Here is a 16565-nt window from a genome sequence, read left to right on the forward strand (position 1 = left end):
AAGGATATCGATCAGGCGGGGTCGTAGAGGCTGTCCGGGTTTAGATCAACGCCGTTTCGTTTCGCAGATCACCGAAGCGATAGCTGCAAGTGCGGCGTGCCGTCGGATGTATGGGCCACGGATCGGCCATCGCGTCCGACCGTGCCGCTGATGCGTTGGCGGAAGGCCGAGAAGCTGTCGAACTTCACGACATCGACGGCTTCGTCGAGGGCGAGTGAAACCCGCCAGCCTCCGGTGCCGCCGGCGATGGAGGCCAGACCGATGATCTCGGCCTGAAAGGCCTGGCCGAGATAGCGACCGGAGACACGCCCGCCGACGGTGAGCGGCGTGTCAGGCCGGTTGCCGGCTGCCGCACTCAAGGTGTTCCAGTCGCGATAGCCCAGCTGGTGGGCGAGCAATTCCAGCGCCTCGCTGTGCGAGATGAAATTGCCTTCGGCCTCGAGCGCCTTTCGCAAGCGCCGGGCCTGGGCTTTCAGCGCGTCGCGCGAAAGCGGTTGGGTCGGGGTCATGACATGCCCTTTCGTCTTGGCATGCGGATCAAGTGATGGGGCTCGCCTTGCCATCCCGCCGCATGTCGCAATGACGATGAGGGAAATGTCGGATCAAAGGGAGATTTCACCAGGGCCGAAGCCTGCGAGCGGCGGGCATCTCCATGCCTGCCGCGCTAGATAGGCCCGGCGAGGGCGCCGGTCAATGGGGCAGGGCGAGGCGCCTACTGTGCGCCATTCCCCGCATCGGCGACCAGTGGCGTCTCGTCTTCGGAGGCCGGGCGGGCCGCATCGCGGATGGCGATGATGCGGTCGCGCTCGGCTTCAAAGAGCGGGATTTCAGCGGTCGACAGCTGGCGACCCGTGGGCAGGTCCAGCGTCATCGGATTGCGCGGCGTCCCATTGTGGTGGACTTCATAATGCAGGTGCGGGCCGGTCGAGCGACCGGTCGTGCCGACATAGGCGATGACCTGGCCCTGGGTGACCCGGCTGCCGGCGCGGATACCACGGGCGAAGCCATTGAGGTGGGCATAGGCGGTCTGATAGCCATTGGCGTGACGGATGCGGACATAATTGCCAAACGACCCGAAACGGTCGGCCCGTTCAACGACACCATTGCCGGCGGCCATGACCGGCGTGCCACGCGGGGCCGCGAAATCCGTGCCGTTGTGGCGGCGCGTATAGCCCAGAATCGGGTGGCGGCGTGCGGTCGAGAAGGATGAGGACAGGCGGGCCCCGTTGACCGGGGTGAGCATCAGCAGGCGCTGGGCGCTGGCGCCTTCCGGGCTGTAATAGCCGACAATTCCGTCCTCGGTTTCGTAGCGGAAGAATTCCTTCGCATCGCCGCGACCATCATACATCGCGTAGAGGATGTCGCCGGTGCGCGCGGTATTGCCTTCTTCGTCGACGAAGCGTTCGAACAGGATGTCGAATTCATCACCCGGCTGGATCGAGCGCTGGAAGTCGATGGCGTAGGCGAGCACGCCGGCCAGTTCGACAACCACCCGGTCGGTGGCACCGGCGGCCAGGGCGTCAACATAGAGCGAGGCGGTGATGGAGCCCGAGGCGCGGACCATTTCGCGATCGAATTCGGCGATGGTCTCGCGGGCGCGGAAGGTGTCGTTGAAGGTCCGCGCGACGGTGATCGAGCGCTCGACGTCGGGCCGGAAGGAGAGGCCATCGAAACGGGTGACCGCCTCACCACCATCGGCCGGGGTGTCGGTTCCGAAATACAGGTTGATGCGCTCGCCGGCGCGCAGATAGCGCAGGTCGAACACGGTACCGAGCGCGGCAATCGCGCGGGCGGCCTCGACACGGTCGACGCCGGCATCGTCCAGCAGGCCCGCCATGGTGCCGCCGCGCGGAACGGTGCGTTCGGCCTGGATATGGGTGGCGCAGGTCCGGCATTGGGTGAAGGCGGCGTCATTGACGCGCACCAGGTCTGCGGCGCTGAGGCGGCGCGGCGCGGTTTCGATTTCCACGTCCTGAATCGGGACGATACCGGCCGGATCGGTCGGTGCGGCCATCGCCACGCTCATCGCTTCGCCGTTGGCAGCTTCGCTGCGCGGTTCACCGCCCAGCATCAAGGCCGCGAGGAGCCCGGCGGAAAGCGCCAGGCTGGCGAAAGCTACGAGGCCGCGCGTGCGACGCGTGTCCGCGCGGGTGACGTCAAACTCTGACACTTGCCCAAAACTCCGGTCTGCTCAAACGACACGAATTCCCATGGGGATGCGGCGTGTCTGGTTCATCAAGCAAGTCTCGCACCGGTCTGGAGCCTGTCCCCGAACCCAACGCAAAACCTGTCCCCACAGCCGGGAACGAATCATGTCTTGGACTGAACCGGTTGCCAAGACCTTTCCGCGACCGGGATCACAGTCACGGTGCGAAAACCCTCACCGGTGCGCAAGAATCGTGTATGGAAAATCGCATGCAAGATGCTCTTCCCGCCGAAATCCCGGCCGACCAACTCGCCGCCCTGCTTTGCGCACGGCTATGTCATGATCTCGTCAGCCCGGTTTCCGCGCTCGGCGCCGCCCTGAGCGTGTTCGATGATCCGGACTCGACGGACATGCATGATGACGCCATGGACCTGGTCCGCGAGAGCTCGCGCCAGGCCCAGGCCAAGCTGGAATTCTGTCGCCTTGCCTTTGGTGCCGGCGGGTCGGCTCCGGGCATACTCGATTGCCGCGAACTGCAGCGCCTGACCGAGGCCATGTTCTCGGCCGTCAAGCCGCAGATTGTCTGGAAGGTCGAGGAGACCGGGCTGGACAAACAGGCCGCGCGTCTGTTGCTCAACATGTGCCTGCTCGGTGTTGATGCCGCTCCGCGCGGCGGCACGGTCACGGTCGAGGCCGCGGCGGCCGCGGGTGGCGCGCGCCTGCGCGTGATTTCGGACGGACCGCGGGCGCGTCTGGAAGACGGTACGGCCAAAGCCCTCGAGGCTGTCGCCCCGGAGAACGGCTATGACGGTCGTTCCATCCAGCCCTATTACACCGGGCTGATTGCGCGCACCAATGGCGGCCGTGTCAGCGCTCAGGCGGGCGAGAACCGGGTTGAATTCATTGCCCTGGTAAAGCCGCCGGAAGGCATGATCGGCTAGCCTGACCAAGGCCGGAAGCCGAGTCTCATATCGTATGAGCGATTTGTCTGCCCCAGACGCGTTCCGGCCAAGAGTCCGTTAACCAAGGCCTGTCAGATTGCGGTTGAATCAGAACCGTACGGGGCATGCCATGGATGATCTCATCAGCGAATTCCTGACCGAAACGGGCGAAAGCCTGGATGTCATTGATTCTGAACTGGTGCGCTTCGAGAATAATCCGGAAGACCGGGCGATCCTCGACAATATTTTCCGCCTTTTGCACACCATCAAGGGGACTTGCGGCTTCCTCGGATTGCCGCGACTTGAAGCGGTGGCACATGCCGGCGAGACCCTGCTGGGCAAGTTCCGCGATGGCGAGCTGAGCGTTTCGCCGCCGATGGTCACCCTGGTCCTGCGGGCGATCGACCAGATCAAGGTCGTGCTTGAATCACTCGAACACAGTGGTGTTGAACCCGCCGGCGACGATGCCGAGCTGATCGGCCTCCTTGAAGACGCGGCCATGGGCCGTCTGCCGGAGCAGGCTGGCGAGCAAGTCCAGCAGCAGCCGGAAAACTGGGATGCCGATCTTGGCCGCGAATTGCGCCCCGGCGAAGTCTCGCTGGCCGATCTGGAAGCGGCTTTCAACAGTGCCGACCCGGAAGTCGACGTGCCCGAAATTGCGGCTGCCGAGGCCGCACCGGTCGAGCATCTCGGCGTCGGTGACTTCGATCCTGACCTGGGCCGCGAGCTGCGCCCGGGTGAGGTGTCTGCTGCCGAGCTCGAGGCCGCTTTTGCCAGCGCAGATCCGGAAGTCGAGCTGGCGCCTGCGGTCGCTGAGCTGATTTCCAAGGACATGAGTCACGAGGAAGCCCTGCATACCGCCATGGCGGAGCTCAAGGCCGGCGACGACCACATCATCGGCGAGGGCGGCGTCAAGGTCATGGCGACCGTGCGTGTCGGCGTCGATGTGCTCGAAGCCCTGATGACCACGGTGTCGGAACTCGTTCTGACCCGGAACCAGCTCATGCAGACCGTGCGCGGTCTGGAAGATGATGATCTCAAGGGCCCGCTGCAGCGTCTGTCTGCGGTGACCGGCGAGCTGCAGGACGGTGTCATGAAGACCCGCATGCAGCCGATTGGCGATGCCTGGCGCAAACTGCCGCGTATCATTCGCGACGTCTCCACCGATCTCGGCAAGAAGATCGAACTGGTGATGGACGGCAATGAGACCGAGCTCGACCGCCAGGTTCTCGAACTGATCAAGGACCCGCTTACCCACATGGTCCGCAACTCCGCTGACCATGGCCTGGAAATGCCGGCCGACCGCCTCAAGGCGGGCAAGCCGGAAAAGGGCACGATCAAGCTTTCGGCCTATCATGAAGGTGGCCACATCATCATCGCGATCTCCGATGATGGCATGGGTCTCAACACCAAGCGCATCGGCGAAAAGGCCCTGGAAAAGGGCCTGACCACGCATGACGAGCTGGCGCGCATGACGGATCAGCAGATCCACCGCTTTATCTTCGCGCCGGGTTTCTCGACCGCCGAGAAAGTCACCAACCTGTCCGGCCGCGGTGTCGGCATGGATGTGGTGCGCACCAATATCGAGCAGATCGGCGGTGTCATCGACGTCACCTCGGCCGCCGGCAAGGGTTCGAACTTCTCGATCAAGATCCCGCTCACCCTGGCGATTGTCTCCGCACTCATCATCGGATGTGACGAGCAGCGTTTCGCCATCCCGCAGCTCGCTGTTCGCGAACTTGTGCGGGTCGGTGCAGGTTCGGATCATACGGTGGAAAATCTCAACGGCGCCCGTGTCATGCGTCTGCGTGACCGGCTGATGCCGCTGGTCGACCTGCATGATGTCCTGGGTGTCGGCGAAGCCTATAACGGCGCCTCCGACGAGACCGGCTTTGTGGTTGTCCTTGATGCCGGTGGCCGCAATGTCGGCCTGGTCGTCGACAATGTCCTCGACACCGAGGAAATCGTCGTCAAGCCGCTGTCGGACTCCCTGCGCGGCGTGCACGCCTATTCCGGTGCCACTATTCTCGGCGATGGCTCGGTCATCATGATCCTCGACCCGAATGGACTGGCCGGCGAAATCGTCACCGCGATGGAAGACGAGGCAACGCTCGAAGCCGGAGCGGCAAAGGCGGCAGAAATGGCGAATACACAGCGTCTTCTCTTGGTCCGCGCGGGTGGGTCCGAGCCGAAGGCCGTGCCGCTGGCCCTGGTCACCCGCCTGGAAGAATTCGATCCGAAAGCCATCGAGAGCACAAATGGTCGCCTCGTGGTCCAGTATCGTGGCCGCCTGATGCCGATCGTGCCGATCGGATCCGAGATCCGCACCACCGAAGGCCAGCGCCAGCCTGTCCTGGTCTTCGCCGAGAACCACACCTCGATCGGCCTCGCTGTCGACGAGATCGTGGATGTCGTCGAAGAGCGGGTCGACATGCAGATGTCTTCGGACCGGCCGGGCGTGATCGGGTCTGCGATCATCAAGGGCAAGGCGACCGATGTGGTTGATATCGCCTGGTATCTCGACCAGTCGCGCGCCGGAAACATCCAGCGCCGTGCCTCCAATCGCCGCCGCCGCATCCTGCTGGTCGATGCCGACGCCTTTGCGCGCCGCATGATCGCTCCGCTGCTGGCCGCTGCCGGCTACGACGTCACGCCGACTGGTGGCATGCATGAAGTGCACGCCATCGCCGAGGCCGGCGAGAAATTCGATGCCATGGTCGGTGATCCCAGCGCGCTGTCGCGGATCCGCCAGGAAGGCCTGTGGCCGGACCTGCCGACGCTGGCCGTGACCGATTGGCCGGAAGATACGCAGGCCGAAGGCCTGACGGCTGTGCTGCCGAGGTCGGATCGTGGCGCCCTGATCGCCGCACTCGACTCGGTGTCTCAAGAGGAGAAGGTGGCATGACCACGCATCACGGTGACAATTCTGAACTCAGCGCCGAGTCGATGAATGAATACGTCTCGGTCCGGATCGGTGACCAGCTCTTCGGGGCCCCGGTCGACGCGATCCGCGAAGTGTTCGCGCCACAATCGGTAACGTCGGTACCGCTCGCTCCCAGCGAGGTGGCCGGCTTGCTGAACCTGCGTGGCCGGATCGTGACTGCGATCGACGCGCGCCGCCGCCTCGGTTTGCCGCCGCGTGACGCCAATGATGCCGGAATGGCACTGGGTGTTGAGCGTGGTAGCGAAATTTTTGGACTTATCGTGGACAGTGTCGGTGAAGTGCTTCGTCGCCCGAGGGCGGAGCTGGAACCGGTGCCCGCCCATGTCGACGCAAAATGGCGTGCGATGGTCAAGGGTGTGCACAGGCTTGAAAAAGAATTGCTCGCTGTACTCGATGTCTCGGCCGTAATCGGATCGGCCGGTTCCAAGGCAGAGGCAGCCTAGCGGAGGGTGTTGGGATGAAAACGTGTCTGGTCGTTGACGACTCCCGGGTGATCCGGAAAGTCGCCCGCAAAATACTTGAAGAGCTTGATTTTGAATGCCGCGAGGCCGGTGATGGGTCGGAAGCCCTGGAAGCCTGCCGCCAGCAGATGCCGGATGCGATCCTTCTCGACTGGAACATGCCGGTCATGAACGGGCTCGATTTCGTCAAGGCCTTGCGTCGCGAAGAAACCGGGGATCGTCCGATCGTCGTTTTCTGCACGACCGAGAATGACATGGCGCACATCACCGAAGCCCTGCGGGCCGGCGCGGACGAATATGTCATGAAGCCCTTCGATGGTGACATCATCGAATCCAAGTTCCAGCAAACGGGTTTGCTGCGCGCCTCTTGAGGGAGTTTCCTATGACGGAACTCGCCCCTACGGCGTCTCCCGCCCATTCCATCGCCCGGGTCCTCGTGATCGACGATTCGGCTGTTGCCCGGGGTCTCATGACCCGCTGGGTTGAAGAAGATACCGACCTGACGCTGGTCGGTGCTGCCGTTGACGGTGAGCAGGGGCTGCGCAAGGCCACCGAACTCAAGCCCGACCTGATTGTCCTCGATGTCGAGATGCCGAAGATGGACGGGCTCGCTGCCCTGCCGCTTCTGCTCAAGGCTGTTCCGGGCTGCAAGGTCGTTATGGCGTCGACGCTGACGCGCCGCGGTGGTGAAGTGACGATCCGGGCCCTGTCCATGGGTGCGGCCGACTATGCCTCCAAGCCACAGGCCGGTCGCCTGGCGGGTGCCGAGGAATTCCGCCGCGATCTGCTGTCCAAGCTGAAGGCCCTGGCACCGCGCCCGATTCCGCCGGTCCCGACACAACGCGAGATTCCGGCGCCGGCCGCGCCCGGGGCTCCGATTGCGCGCTCCACGGCATCACCGCCGCCGGCCTCTGCACCGGCGCGGAAAATGCACGCGCCGATTGCCCAGCCGCCCATGAACCGTGGCGGGACCCCGCGTCATACCGGGCGCCCGGAAATCATTGCCATCGGTTCGTCTACCGGCGGACCGCAGGCCCTGCGCGATGTCATCGCCTCGATCCCGGCCGATGTGCGTTCCCCCATCGTGATCGCCCAGCACATGCCGGCCCTGTTCACCAAAATCCTCGCCGAACACCTGACAAAGGCCGGCCGGCTGGTGTGCAAGGAAGCCGAAGACAATGAGCGCCTGAAGCCGGGCTGCGTCTATGTCGCCCCGGGTGATTTCCACATGACGGTGCGCAAGGATGCTGCCGGCTACTACGCGGTGCTCGATCAGACGCCGCCGATCAATTTCTGTCGTCCGGCTGTTGATCCCCTGTTCCAGTCCGTCGCCGAGGTGACGCGTGGTGCAGCGCTGGGGATCATTCTCACGGGGATGGGCCATGACGGCCGCGAAGGCGCGCGCATGTTGCGCAATGCCGGCGGCACGATCCTCGCCCAGGACGAAGCAACCAGTGTTGTCTGGGGCATGCCGGGAGCCGTCGCAGAAGCGGGCCTGGCCGATGAGATCCTGTCCCTCGCGGACATGGGGCCGGGCATTGTCCGGCGCGCGAAAGGTGGACTGTAAAATGATAAAACACGACGACATCCTTTTCGTTGCCGCCGAGGCATTCAAGCGATCCGGTCTCGTTCTCTCGGCTGACAAGGGCTACCTGCTCGAGAGCCGCCTGGCACCGCTGGCACGGGCCGAGGGCTATCCGTCGATCGAGGCGCTCATCACAGCGTCGCGCCGCGATGTGGGCGGTCGCCTTCTCTGGGCGATCACCGAGGCGCTGGCGACGCACGAAACCTTTTTCTTCCGGGACAACACGCCGTTCGACCTGTTCAAGCAGGATGTGCTGCCGGTTCTGGCGCGGGCTCGCGGCCATAACGGGGCGATCCGTATCTGGTGCGCGGCCTGTTCTTCCGGCCAGGAGCCCTATTCACTGGCCATGCTGCTGGAGGAGGAGCGCGCTCGCCTCGGCAATCTGCGGGTCGAGATCGTCGCCACCGACATGGCGCCGCGCGTCCTGGAAAAGGCGAAGGCGGGGATCTATTCCCAGTTCGAAGTCCAGCGCGGCCTCGCTGTCCAGCGGCTGGTCCAGCATTTCGACCAGCAGGGCGAGCAGTGGCGCATCAAGTCGAACATCCGTTCCATGGTGACGTTCCAGAAGCAGAACCTGCTCGAGAACTTCTCGGCAATGGGCACGTTTGACCTCGTCCTGTGCCGCAATGTGCTGATCTATTTCGATGCCGAGACCAAGAAGAAGGTGCTGTCACGCATCGCGACCCAGACCGCCCAGGATGGCTATCTGATCATGGGTGCGGCCGAGACCGTGGTCGGCCTGTCGAGCGATTTCTCGCCGGTTGAAGGACGCCGCGGCCTGTATGGGCGCGCCGCCGTGGCCAAGTCTGCAGCTGCCTGACGCAGCAGACAAAACATGTTCGATCGAGGCCCCGCAGCCCGCCTGCGGGGCCTTTTTTTGACCCTCACAACGCTGCAAGCCCCGCTGATCAACGTGATGCCGACCGATCCCACTCGCCGGGTCAGACCAGGTTTCGTCGCCAGCGACCGGGCGCCAGCCGCTTGATCCGCGCGCCCGGCCCGTGCGATGGCGGACCTGCCGGACAGGCGCTTTCCCATCGGTTTGCCGTGCCGGTTCCTGGACAGGCATCGCGGCTGGGCGCGGCGCAAAGAAAAAGGCCCGGGCGGGCAGCCCGGGCCTTTCCTTTACGCTGAGACCGGTCGATCAGGCTGAGGCTTTTTCCTCGACCGGGTCACGCAGCACATAGCCACGGCCCCAGACCGTCTCGATATAGTGTTCGCCACTGGTGGCCGCTGCGAGCTTCTTGCGAAGCTTGCAGATGAAGACGTCGATGATCTTCAGCTCCGGCTCGTCCATGCCGCCATAGAGGTGGTTGAGGAACATTTCCTTGGTGAGCGTCGTTCCCTTGCGCAGGGAGAGCAGCTCGAGCATCTGGTATTCCTTGCCCGTCAGGTGGACGCGCTGTCCTTCGACCTCGACCGTCTTGGCGTCGAGATTCACGCCGATCGAGCCGGTGCGGATGATGGACTGGGAATGACCCTTCGAGCGGCGCACGATCGCATGGATGCGGGCCACCATCTCGTCCTTGTGGAAGGGCTTGGTCATGTAGTCGTCGGCGCCACAGCCCAGGCCGCGCACCTTGTTGTCGATGTCCGCATTGCCGGTGAGGATCAGGATCGGGGTGTCGACCTTGGCCACGCGCAGCGTCTTGAGGACATCGAAACCCGGCATGTCCGGCAGGTTCAGGTCGAGCAGGATGATGTCGTAATCATACAGCTTGCCCAGATCCACGCCCTCTTCGCCGAGGTCGGTCGTGTAAATGTTGAAGCCCTCGGACTTCAGCATCAGCTCGATGGACTGGGACGTTGCCCGATCGTCCTCAATAAGAAGAACCCGCATTTGGTTCGCCTCCGGTTTTGTTTCGCGGGGCGAATCACTTCTCGCCCGGCCTCATCTGGTGATTAACCTTATTTGGACGCTATGCGGAAACCCTTAACGAAAGTTAACTGCGTCTTGACCGGATTTTGGAATCGCAGATGCCGGAATTCTCTGCGGACAAGCTTGATTCGGATTTCGCGTTAACCATTCAAGGGTTAACGCGGGCTCCAGAGCCTGCGTCGGGCGGGAATTGTGCGGATTGATCAAATATGCGCGGTATAAAGTATTCCCAGCTTGCCCCGTATTTCTCCAGCACAGGCAAGCAAATCAGCCCAGATTCAGGAGGAAGAGGCGGGGCCGGGTTATCCACATCCAATTCCTGAAGCGATGGGACTCGCGGTTGGAATCGGACTCCGGCACGGTCCAGAATCGGTGGACGGATCGGCTGCAAAATTTGCCGGGTGTTTACATCGAGGCAACCGGCGACACCTAAACTGTCCGGTGAGTGGCATTTAAGCCACGGTTTGAAAGGCGGGCTCACCCGTATGATGCAAACCCTGATCGATCGCGTCGCGCGCCTGGATGGCCGGGTCCTGGAAGGACGGGTCACTGCGCTCAACGGGCTGCTCGTCGAGGCAGAGGGCCCCAAGGCGGGCCTGTCGCTGGGTGCCCATGCGCGGATCGAGACCGGCGACGGGTTTGCCGAATGCGAGGTCGTTGGCTTCCGGGGCGAGACCGCCTTGATGATGCCGTTCGGCCCGCTGGAAGGCATTCGTCCCGGCGCCCGGGCAATCCTGCAGCCGGAAGCAGCCCGGGTCCGTCCGGGCCGGGGCTGGCTGGGACGGGTGCTCGACGGTTTCGGGCGCCCGCTCGACAGCGGCCCGCCGCTGACCGAGGGCGGCACGCCTTATCCGCTCAAGGGCAACCCGCCCGGCGCCCATGGTCGTGCCCGCCTTGGCGACCGTCTGGATCTGGGTGTGCGGGTCCTCAATGGCTTTGTCCCGATGCGTCGCGGCCAGCGACTGGGTATTTTTGCCGGCTCCGGCGTTGGCAAGTCGGTGCTGATGTCGATGCTGGCGCGGGCCTGTGATGCCGATGTCATCGTCATCGGCCTGATCGGCGAGCGGGGACGTGAAGCGCGCGAATTTGTCGATGATGTGCTCGGCCCGGAAGGCCGCAAGCGCTCGGTCGTCATTACCGAGACTTCGGACGCGCCGGCCCTGGCCCGGCGCCAGGCGGCCCACCTCACCCTGACGACGGCGGAATATTTCCGCGACCAGGGGCTCGACGTGCTTTGCCTGATGGACAGTGTTACCCGTTTTGCCCTGGCCCAGCGCGAAATCGGCCTTGCCGCCGGCGAGCCGCCGACCACACGCGGTTATACGCCGTCCGTATTTGCTGAATTGCCACGGCTACTTGAGCGTGCCGGTCCCGGCCCTGAACGCAAGGACGGCAAAAAAGCAGGCTCCATTACCGGTCTTTTCACTGTTTTGGTGGATGGTGATGACCATAACGAACCCATAGCCGATGCCGTTCGCGGCATCCTGGATGGACATGTGGTCATGAGCCGAGCCATTGCTGAACGGGGACGCTATCCTGCGATCGACGTCTTGAAGTCGGTCAGCCGGACGGCGCCCGAGGTTTATGACCCCGCCGAGCGACCCCTGGTCGCGGAAGCGCGCAAGCATTTGTCGGCCTATGCCGACATGGAAGAACTGATCCGTCTGGGTGCCTATACCCAGGGATCCAATCCGGCGGTGGATCGGGCCATAGAGCTCAACGAACCGCTGGAAGCGTTTCTCGGGCAGCGAAAAGACGATGCGGCGGACATTCCGTCGACCTTCGCAATGCTGTCGGAGATTTTGGGTGGTGGTGAAGGAGTGCAGCAATGACACGCTCACATGAACCGTTGATCCGGCTTGCCCGGTTCAAGGTGGAAGAATTGCAAAAGCAGATGGCCGAGCTGGACCGCTCGCGTGCAGCCCTGATCGGACAGATCGAGCGCCTCGAGGCGTCGGTTCCCGAGGAACAGGCGGCTGCCACGCAATCCAAGGAAGGCTATGTCGCCTACGGCTCCTACGCCCAGGCGGTCATCAAGCGGAAGGAAAACATCCGCGCCTCGCTCGACGAGGTCGACGTCCAGGCTGACGCCCTGCGCGACCGGCTGTCGGAAGCCTTCACGGACCTCAAGAAATACGAGCTCCTGGAAGAACGCCGCCTGGCTCGTATCGAGCAATCGGTTCGTGCCGCCGAGCAGGACGAACTCGACGAGATTGCCCAGATCCGCCATGGTCGATCGTCGCACTGACCGCGCGAGCTTTGTGACGCCACAAAAGGCCCCGGACCTGTCGGTTCGGGGCCTTTTGTGTTTTGGGGGTCGGAAACGGGTGCTGCACAGGGGACAGGTACAATTAACGCGACGCGTTAATTGTACCTGTCCCCATCAGCTCAGAACGCCTGCGACCAACTCACATCAAAGCGGAGCGAGCGGCCGGGTTCGCTGACGCCGGCGAAGACGCGTTCATAATCGTGGTCGAACAGGTTTTCGATACCGGCATTGAGGCGCAGGTGGCTGTCGGCGATCGGTTGCCAGCGGGCATAGGCGTCGGCGACGACATAGCCCGGCCGGTGTTCGGCCGGATCCAGCGGTTCGTCATAATCACCGGCCGCCTCGATGCGACCGCCCACGGTCAGGCGGGCATCCTCGAAACGCCAGCGACCATCCACGAAAACGCGGGTCGGGGCGAGTGAGCCGAGCGGATCGCCGGTGGCGACATCCTTGCCGTCAATGCCGGTGATTGACGCGTCGAGCGAGAACGGGCCTTCGGCCAGACCCAGCTGGACCTCATAGCCTTCCAGTTCGGCGGAGCCGACATTGCGGCTCTGCGTGGTGCCGGCCGAGCAGGGGGCGAAGAAGGGCGGCGCGAAACAGGTCGGATCGAACGCAAAATCGACGAAGAGGTCGATCAGATTGTCGGCCTCGGTCTGATACCAAGAGGCGCTCATGTCGAGACGGTCAAGGTCGACCCGGTCGGACAGATCCAGTCGCAAGCCGATTTCCAGCGTATCGGTCTCTTCCGGCAGCAGGTCCGGATTAGCGATGAATTCGTTCGAGATGAAGGTCGGCGGGCCGAGAATGATGTGCGGCAGCGAGAAATGGGTGCCGTCAAGGTAAAGCTCGTTGATCGACGGTGCCCGGAAGGCCTCACCCCAGCTGACAAAGATGTTGAAATCATCGAGCGGGGCATAAGTGGCGGCAAAGCGGCTGGAGGTCGCATCGCTGGAGACGGTCGCGGTCGTCGGCGTCGAGGTCTCGAACCTGTCCTGACGCACGCCTGGCAGCAGGATGACCCGGCCCGGCAGGCCGAAAGGCGCCGGTCCGTCCAGTTCCAGCTGGACCCAGCCGGCCGAGAACTGGCTGCTGGCATCGGGAGCCCCGCCGCGCACACCATCGGTTTCGGCACTGTCAAAACCGTCCTGGCTGTCCTCGTAATACTCGCCGCCGACGGTCAGCCCGGCATCAAAGGCGCCAAGGGTGAAGTCGAAACGCTGGTCGAGGCGGATACCGGAGGTTTCCAGGTCGCGACGCAGTTCGCGGCCGGACACGGTCTCGGTCTCGTCAACGCCGGTCTCGTGGCGATAGACGGTGACGTCGAGATCGAGCCAGCCAATGGATGGTGGGGCGAAGTTGGCGTTCAGGGTGATTGCGTCCGAGGTGATGTCCTTGTCGACGAGCGCGTTGAGCGATCCGACCGCGCCGGAACCCTGGGCGTTATTGGGTTCGGTGGCGCTTCCGTCGAAAGTTTGCCAGCTCAGCTCGGCCCGGATGCCGTCGGCGAGATCCGCACCAAGCTTGAACAGGCCGGAGACGCTGTCGTCATCGGCCGGCAGGTCATCGCCGGAGCCAAGCGCTATATCGCCGGAGCTGCGGGTCGAGACCGAGGCGAGGGCATCGAACATGCCGCTGCGACCATAGAGGCTGACCGAGCCGCGCTGTTCCTCATCGACCGAGCGATAGCCGGCGCCGAGGCCATAGCCCCAGGTCTCACCGTCGCGCAGGAGATCATCGGCGCTGGCGGTGCGGAAGGCGATGACGCCGCCCGAGGCGCCGGAGCCGTAAAGGGCCGAGGCCGGCCCGCGCACGGCTTCGACGGCAACCAGCATGGCCGGATCGATGAAGACGACGCCGTCATGGGCGGAGCCGAAATTCTGCCGGGCCCCGTCGAGCAGGAGTGTTGTGTTCTCGCGGCCCTGGCCACGCAGGGAGATGGTCTGGCCGGTCCGCCGCGGGCCGCCGGAGACATCGGCACCGGACATCTGGCGCAACAGGTCGTCCAGGTCAGAGGGGCGGGCCAGGTCGAGGGCCTCGGCGTCGACGGTCGCCGTGGCGCCCGGATACACGAAACGGTCGAGCCGTGTGTAGGTGGTCTCGACGATGATCACGTCTTCGGCCGTGTCGGTCTCATGGGTTTGGGCGAGGGTCGGGGCGGTGAGGGCGAGCAGGGCGGTCGACGCCAGAAATGCGCGTTTCATGCTGGATCCTTGTTGCGAATGATTTGCACTTGCTGCGTTCTGCCGCTTGCTTTATGAGAATGCAAGTGAGAATCTTTCTTAACAACACGTCAAAATCGTCAGGGTTATTCCTGTCAGCACGAGGGGCTCATGAAACTCGCTTACTTCGCCGCGGTCGCACTGACACTGTCCGGCTGCGCCACCACAACACCCCAAATTCCGCACACATCAGCGCAACAGGCGCTGCGGCCCGAGCATTCGCAAGCCGCTTTCGAGCAGGACCGGCAGGCCATTCTCGCCATGCAGGGCGAGTACGCGGTCACCTTCGATTTCCGGGAGATGGTTCCGATCGCCGCGGGCTATGAACCGGCCGATCCGAAATTCACCCAGGCCCGTGAAGTGGTCGTGGTGGTTGAGGACACGGGCGATTTCATCATGCTGCAGCACTTGCTGATTGTCGGTGCGACGGACAATCCCTTCATCGTCAAGCACTGGCGCCAGGACTGGCGCTACGAGCCGGCCACCGTGCTCGCCTTCCAGGGCTTTGATGACTGGACGATCGAGGACGTGGCGGCTGGCGACGCCGCCGGTGCCTGGTCGCAGACCGTCTACCAGGTCGATGACAGCCCGCGCTATGCCGCTGTCGCGCCCTGGACCCATGACGGCGATGGCATTTCAACCTGGGAACCGCCGGTCTCCTGGCGTCCGCTGCCGCGCCGCGACGACACCACGCGTGACGATTATGACGTCATCGCCGCCGTCAATCGTCACACGGTGACCTCGTGGGGCTGGGTCCACGAGCAGGACAATTCCAAACTCGTCCTCGAGGACGGCACACCGCACGAGCTGGTCCGCGAAGTCGGGGTGAACACCTATACCCGCACCGACCTGTCCAACGGCCAGGCGGCGCTGGACTATTGGGATGCGACGCAGGATTACTGGGCCCTGGTCCGGACTCGTTTCGACGCGCTGGAAAGCGATGGCACGCGCCGTTTCCACATCGAGGATGATGCCGAAGGCACGCTGCTCTACGGCCCGGTGCTGGAAGCCGGCCAGCGGGTCCTGTTCGGTCTGAGCGATGCCGAGACGGCGTTCGAGGACGCGGCGACCTATCTGGACAGCCAGATCACCGTCATCGAATAGCCGGCCTTAATCGGACGGAGCCATGGCATGGCGACGGCTATCGGGCCGTCGCCATTTCCTTTTTCGCTGTCTCTGTCCAGGGCAGGCGGGCCGGTCCGAGCGTCTCGCAATGCCGGGTAATGGCATCGCGCATCCAGCGCATCGCCCCGTCCAGCTCGAAACGCCGGTTCCAGTAGACCGAGATCGGGACTTTCGTGATCTCGAAGGGCAGCGGGTAGATGGCAAACCCGCCTTCCTCGACCATTTTCTCCGCCATGCGCGACGGAACGGACGCGACGAGATCGGTGGTCTTTACCAGATGCACCACCGTGGTCATGTGCTGGGTGGTGACCGCGACGCGGCGGCGATGGCCGAGCTTGGCCAGGACTTCATCGACCAGTGATTCCGAGTCGCCGCGTTGCGAGAAATTGACATGTTTGAGACGGGCAAAGGTCTCGATATCGGGTGTCCCCTTCACATCGGGGTGATCGGCCCGGGTCGCAAAGACATGATGTTCGGACAGGACCGGGCGAACACCGAAGCGTTTCGCCGCCGGCGCTTCCATATGCATCATGAAATCCAGCTCGCCGGAATCGAGCAGGTCGAGACCTTCGTTGATGTCGACCGAGCGCAGGCGAAGATTGATGTGCGGCGCCTGCTCGCACATCTCGGCCATCAGCCCGGGCAGGATGAAGACGTCGAAATAATCGGCGCAGCCGATCTGGAATTCACGTCGGCAGTCGCGGGCATCGAAGGACGGCCCGCTGTCCAGCGCCTGCTCGATATGGCGCAGCGCCTCGCGGACATCCTTGATGATCTCGCTGCAGCGTTCAGTTGGCTCGATGCCGCGCGGCGAGCGCAGGAAGAGCTGGTCACCGAAGGCCTGGCGCAGGCGCGACAGGGCATTCGAGACGGTCGGCTGGGAAACATTCAGGCGCCGCGCGGCGCGGGTCACATTGCGCTCGTGCCAGAGCGCATCGAAGGTAATCAAAAGGTTCAGGTCGACATGTTTGAGGCTCAACAGGCTCATCCTTC

At 63.6% G+C, this 16565-nt stretch carries 14 protein-coding genes; 9 read left to right on the top strand and 5 right to left on the bottom strand.

The features are described 5' to 3' along the window. Positions 1–68: 68 nt before the first annotated feature. Positions 69–509: a glyoxalase superfamily protein gene (locus QZZ02_RS06095; RefSeq protein WP_291843042.1), complete on the bottom strand. Its 441-nt coding sequence runs from the start codon at positions 507–509 to the stop codon at positions 69–71. 203 nt (positions 510–712) lie between these two features. Then, positions 713–2170: a M23 family metallopeptidase gene (locus QZZ02_RS06100; protein ID WP_291843043.1), complete on the bottom strand. Its 1458-nt coding sequence runs from the start codon at positions 2168–2170 to the stop codon at positions 713–715. Positions 2171–2415: 245 nt separating this feature from the next. On the opposite strand from QZZ02_RS06100, the gene chpT reads away from it, so the two are divergent. From chpT to QZZ02_RS06130, 6 genes are all read left to right on the top strand, one after another. Continuing rightward, positions 2416–3087 (top strand): histidine phosphotransferase ChpT, encoded by a 672-nt coding sequence (gene chpT, locus QZZ02_RS06105; protein WP_291843044.1) that lies wholly within the window; start codon positions 2416–2418, stop codon positions 3085–3087. 130 nt (positions 3088–3217) lie between these two features. Continuing rightward, positions 3218–5992 carry a chemotaxis protein CheA gene (locus tag QZZ02_RS06110; protein ID WP_291843045.1) on the top strand — a complete coding sequence of 925 codons (2775 nt, stop codon included), beginning with the start codon at positions 3218–3220 and terminating at the stop codon, positions 5990–5992. Then, entirely contained in the window at positions 5989–6474 is a 486-nt protein-coding gene (locus tag QZZ02_RS06115; protein ID WP_291843046.1) for a chemotaxis protein CheW, read from the top strand. Before QZZ02_RS06110 ends, QZZ02_RS06115 begins: the two co-directional genes overlap by 4 nt. A gap of 14 nt (positions 6475–6488) precedes the next feature. Beyond that, entirely contained in the window at positions 6489–6863 is a 375-nt protein-coding gene (locus QZZ02_RS06120; protein WP_291843048.1) for a response regulator, read from the top strand. Positions 6864–6874: 11 nt separating this feature from the next. Beyond that, positions 6875–8059, top strand: a complete 1185-nt coding sequence (locus tag QZZ02_RS06125) for a chemotaxis response regulator protein-glutamate methylesterase (RefSeq protein ID WP_291843049.1) — start codon at positions 6875–6877, stop codon at positions 8057–8059. 1 nt (position 8060) lies between these two features. Continuing rightward, a complete protein-coding gene (locus QZZ02_RS06130) occupies positions 8061–8897 on the top strand; it encodes a protein-glutamate O-methyltransferase CheR (RefSeq protein WP_291843052.1) in 837 nt (278 codons plus the stop codon). Between the two features lie 324 nt (positions 8898–9221). Here the strand turns inward: QZZ02_RS06130 and ctrA are convergent, their stop codons facing one another. Beyond that, positions 9222–9917: a response regulator transcription factor CtrA gene (gene ctrA, locus QZZ02_RS06135; protein ID WP_291843053.1), complete on the bottom strand. Its 696-nt coding sequence runs from the start codon at positions 9915–9917 to the stop codon at positions 9222–9224. Between the two features lie 527 nt (positions 9918–10444). On the opposite strand from ctrA, the gene fliI reads away from it, so the two are divergent. Both fliI and QZZ02_RS06145 read left to right on the top strand, forming a co-directional pair. After that, positions 10445–11788, top strand: coding sequence for a flagellar protein export ATPase FliI (gene fliI, locus QZZ02_RS06140; RefSeq protein ID WP_366511509.1), 1344 nt, complete (start codon positions 10445–10447; stop codon positions 11786–11788). After that, complete coding sequence (locus tag QZZ02_RS06145; protein ID WP_291843056.1) at positions 11785–12204, top strand: flagellar FliJ family protein; 420 nt, start codon at positions 11785–11787, stop codon at positions 12202–12204. The genes fliI and QZZ02_RS06145 overlap by 4 nt, the downstream gene beginning before the upstream one ends. 140 nt (positions 12205–12344) lie before the next feature. On the opposite strand, the gene QZZ02_RS06150 is transcribed toward QZZ02_RS06145, so the two are convergent. Further along, positions 12345–14429, bottom strand: a complete 2085-nt coding sequence (locus QZZ02_RS06150) for a TonB-dependent receptor (protein WP_291843059.1) — start codon at positions 14427–14429, stop codon at positions 12345–12347. A gap of 129 nt (positions 14430–14558) precedes the next feature. Here QZZ02_RS06150 and QZZ02_RS06155 point away from each other — a divergent pair, with 129 nt between their 5' ends. Then, positions 14559–15551, top strand: a complete 993-nt coding sequence (locus QZZ02_RS06155; RefSeq protein ID WP_291843061.1) for a DUF6607 family protein — start codon at positions 14559–14561, stop codon at positions 15549–15551. 37 nt (positions 15552–15588) lie between these two features. Here QZZ02_RS06155 and QZZ02_RS06160 read toward each other — a convergent pair whose 3' ends face one another. Continuing rightward, positions 15589–16560, bottom strand: a complete 972-nt coding sequence (locus tag QZZ02_RS06160; protein ID WP_291843065.1) for a LysR family transcriptional regulator — start codon at positions 16558–16560, stop codon at positions 15589–15591. Positions 16561–16565 lie beyond the last annotated feature (5 nt).

The sequence above is a fragment of the Maricaulis sp. genome (assembly GCF_015665295.1).
Classification (GTDB): Bacteria; Pseudomonadota; Alphaproteobacteria; order Caulobacterales; family Maricaulaceae; genus Maricaulis.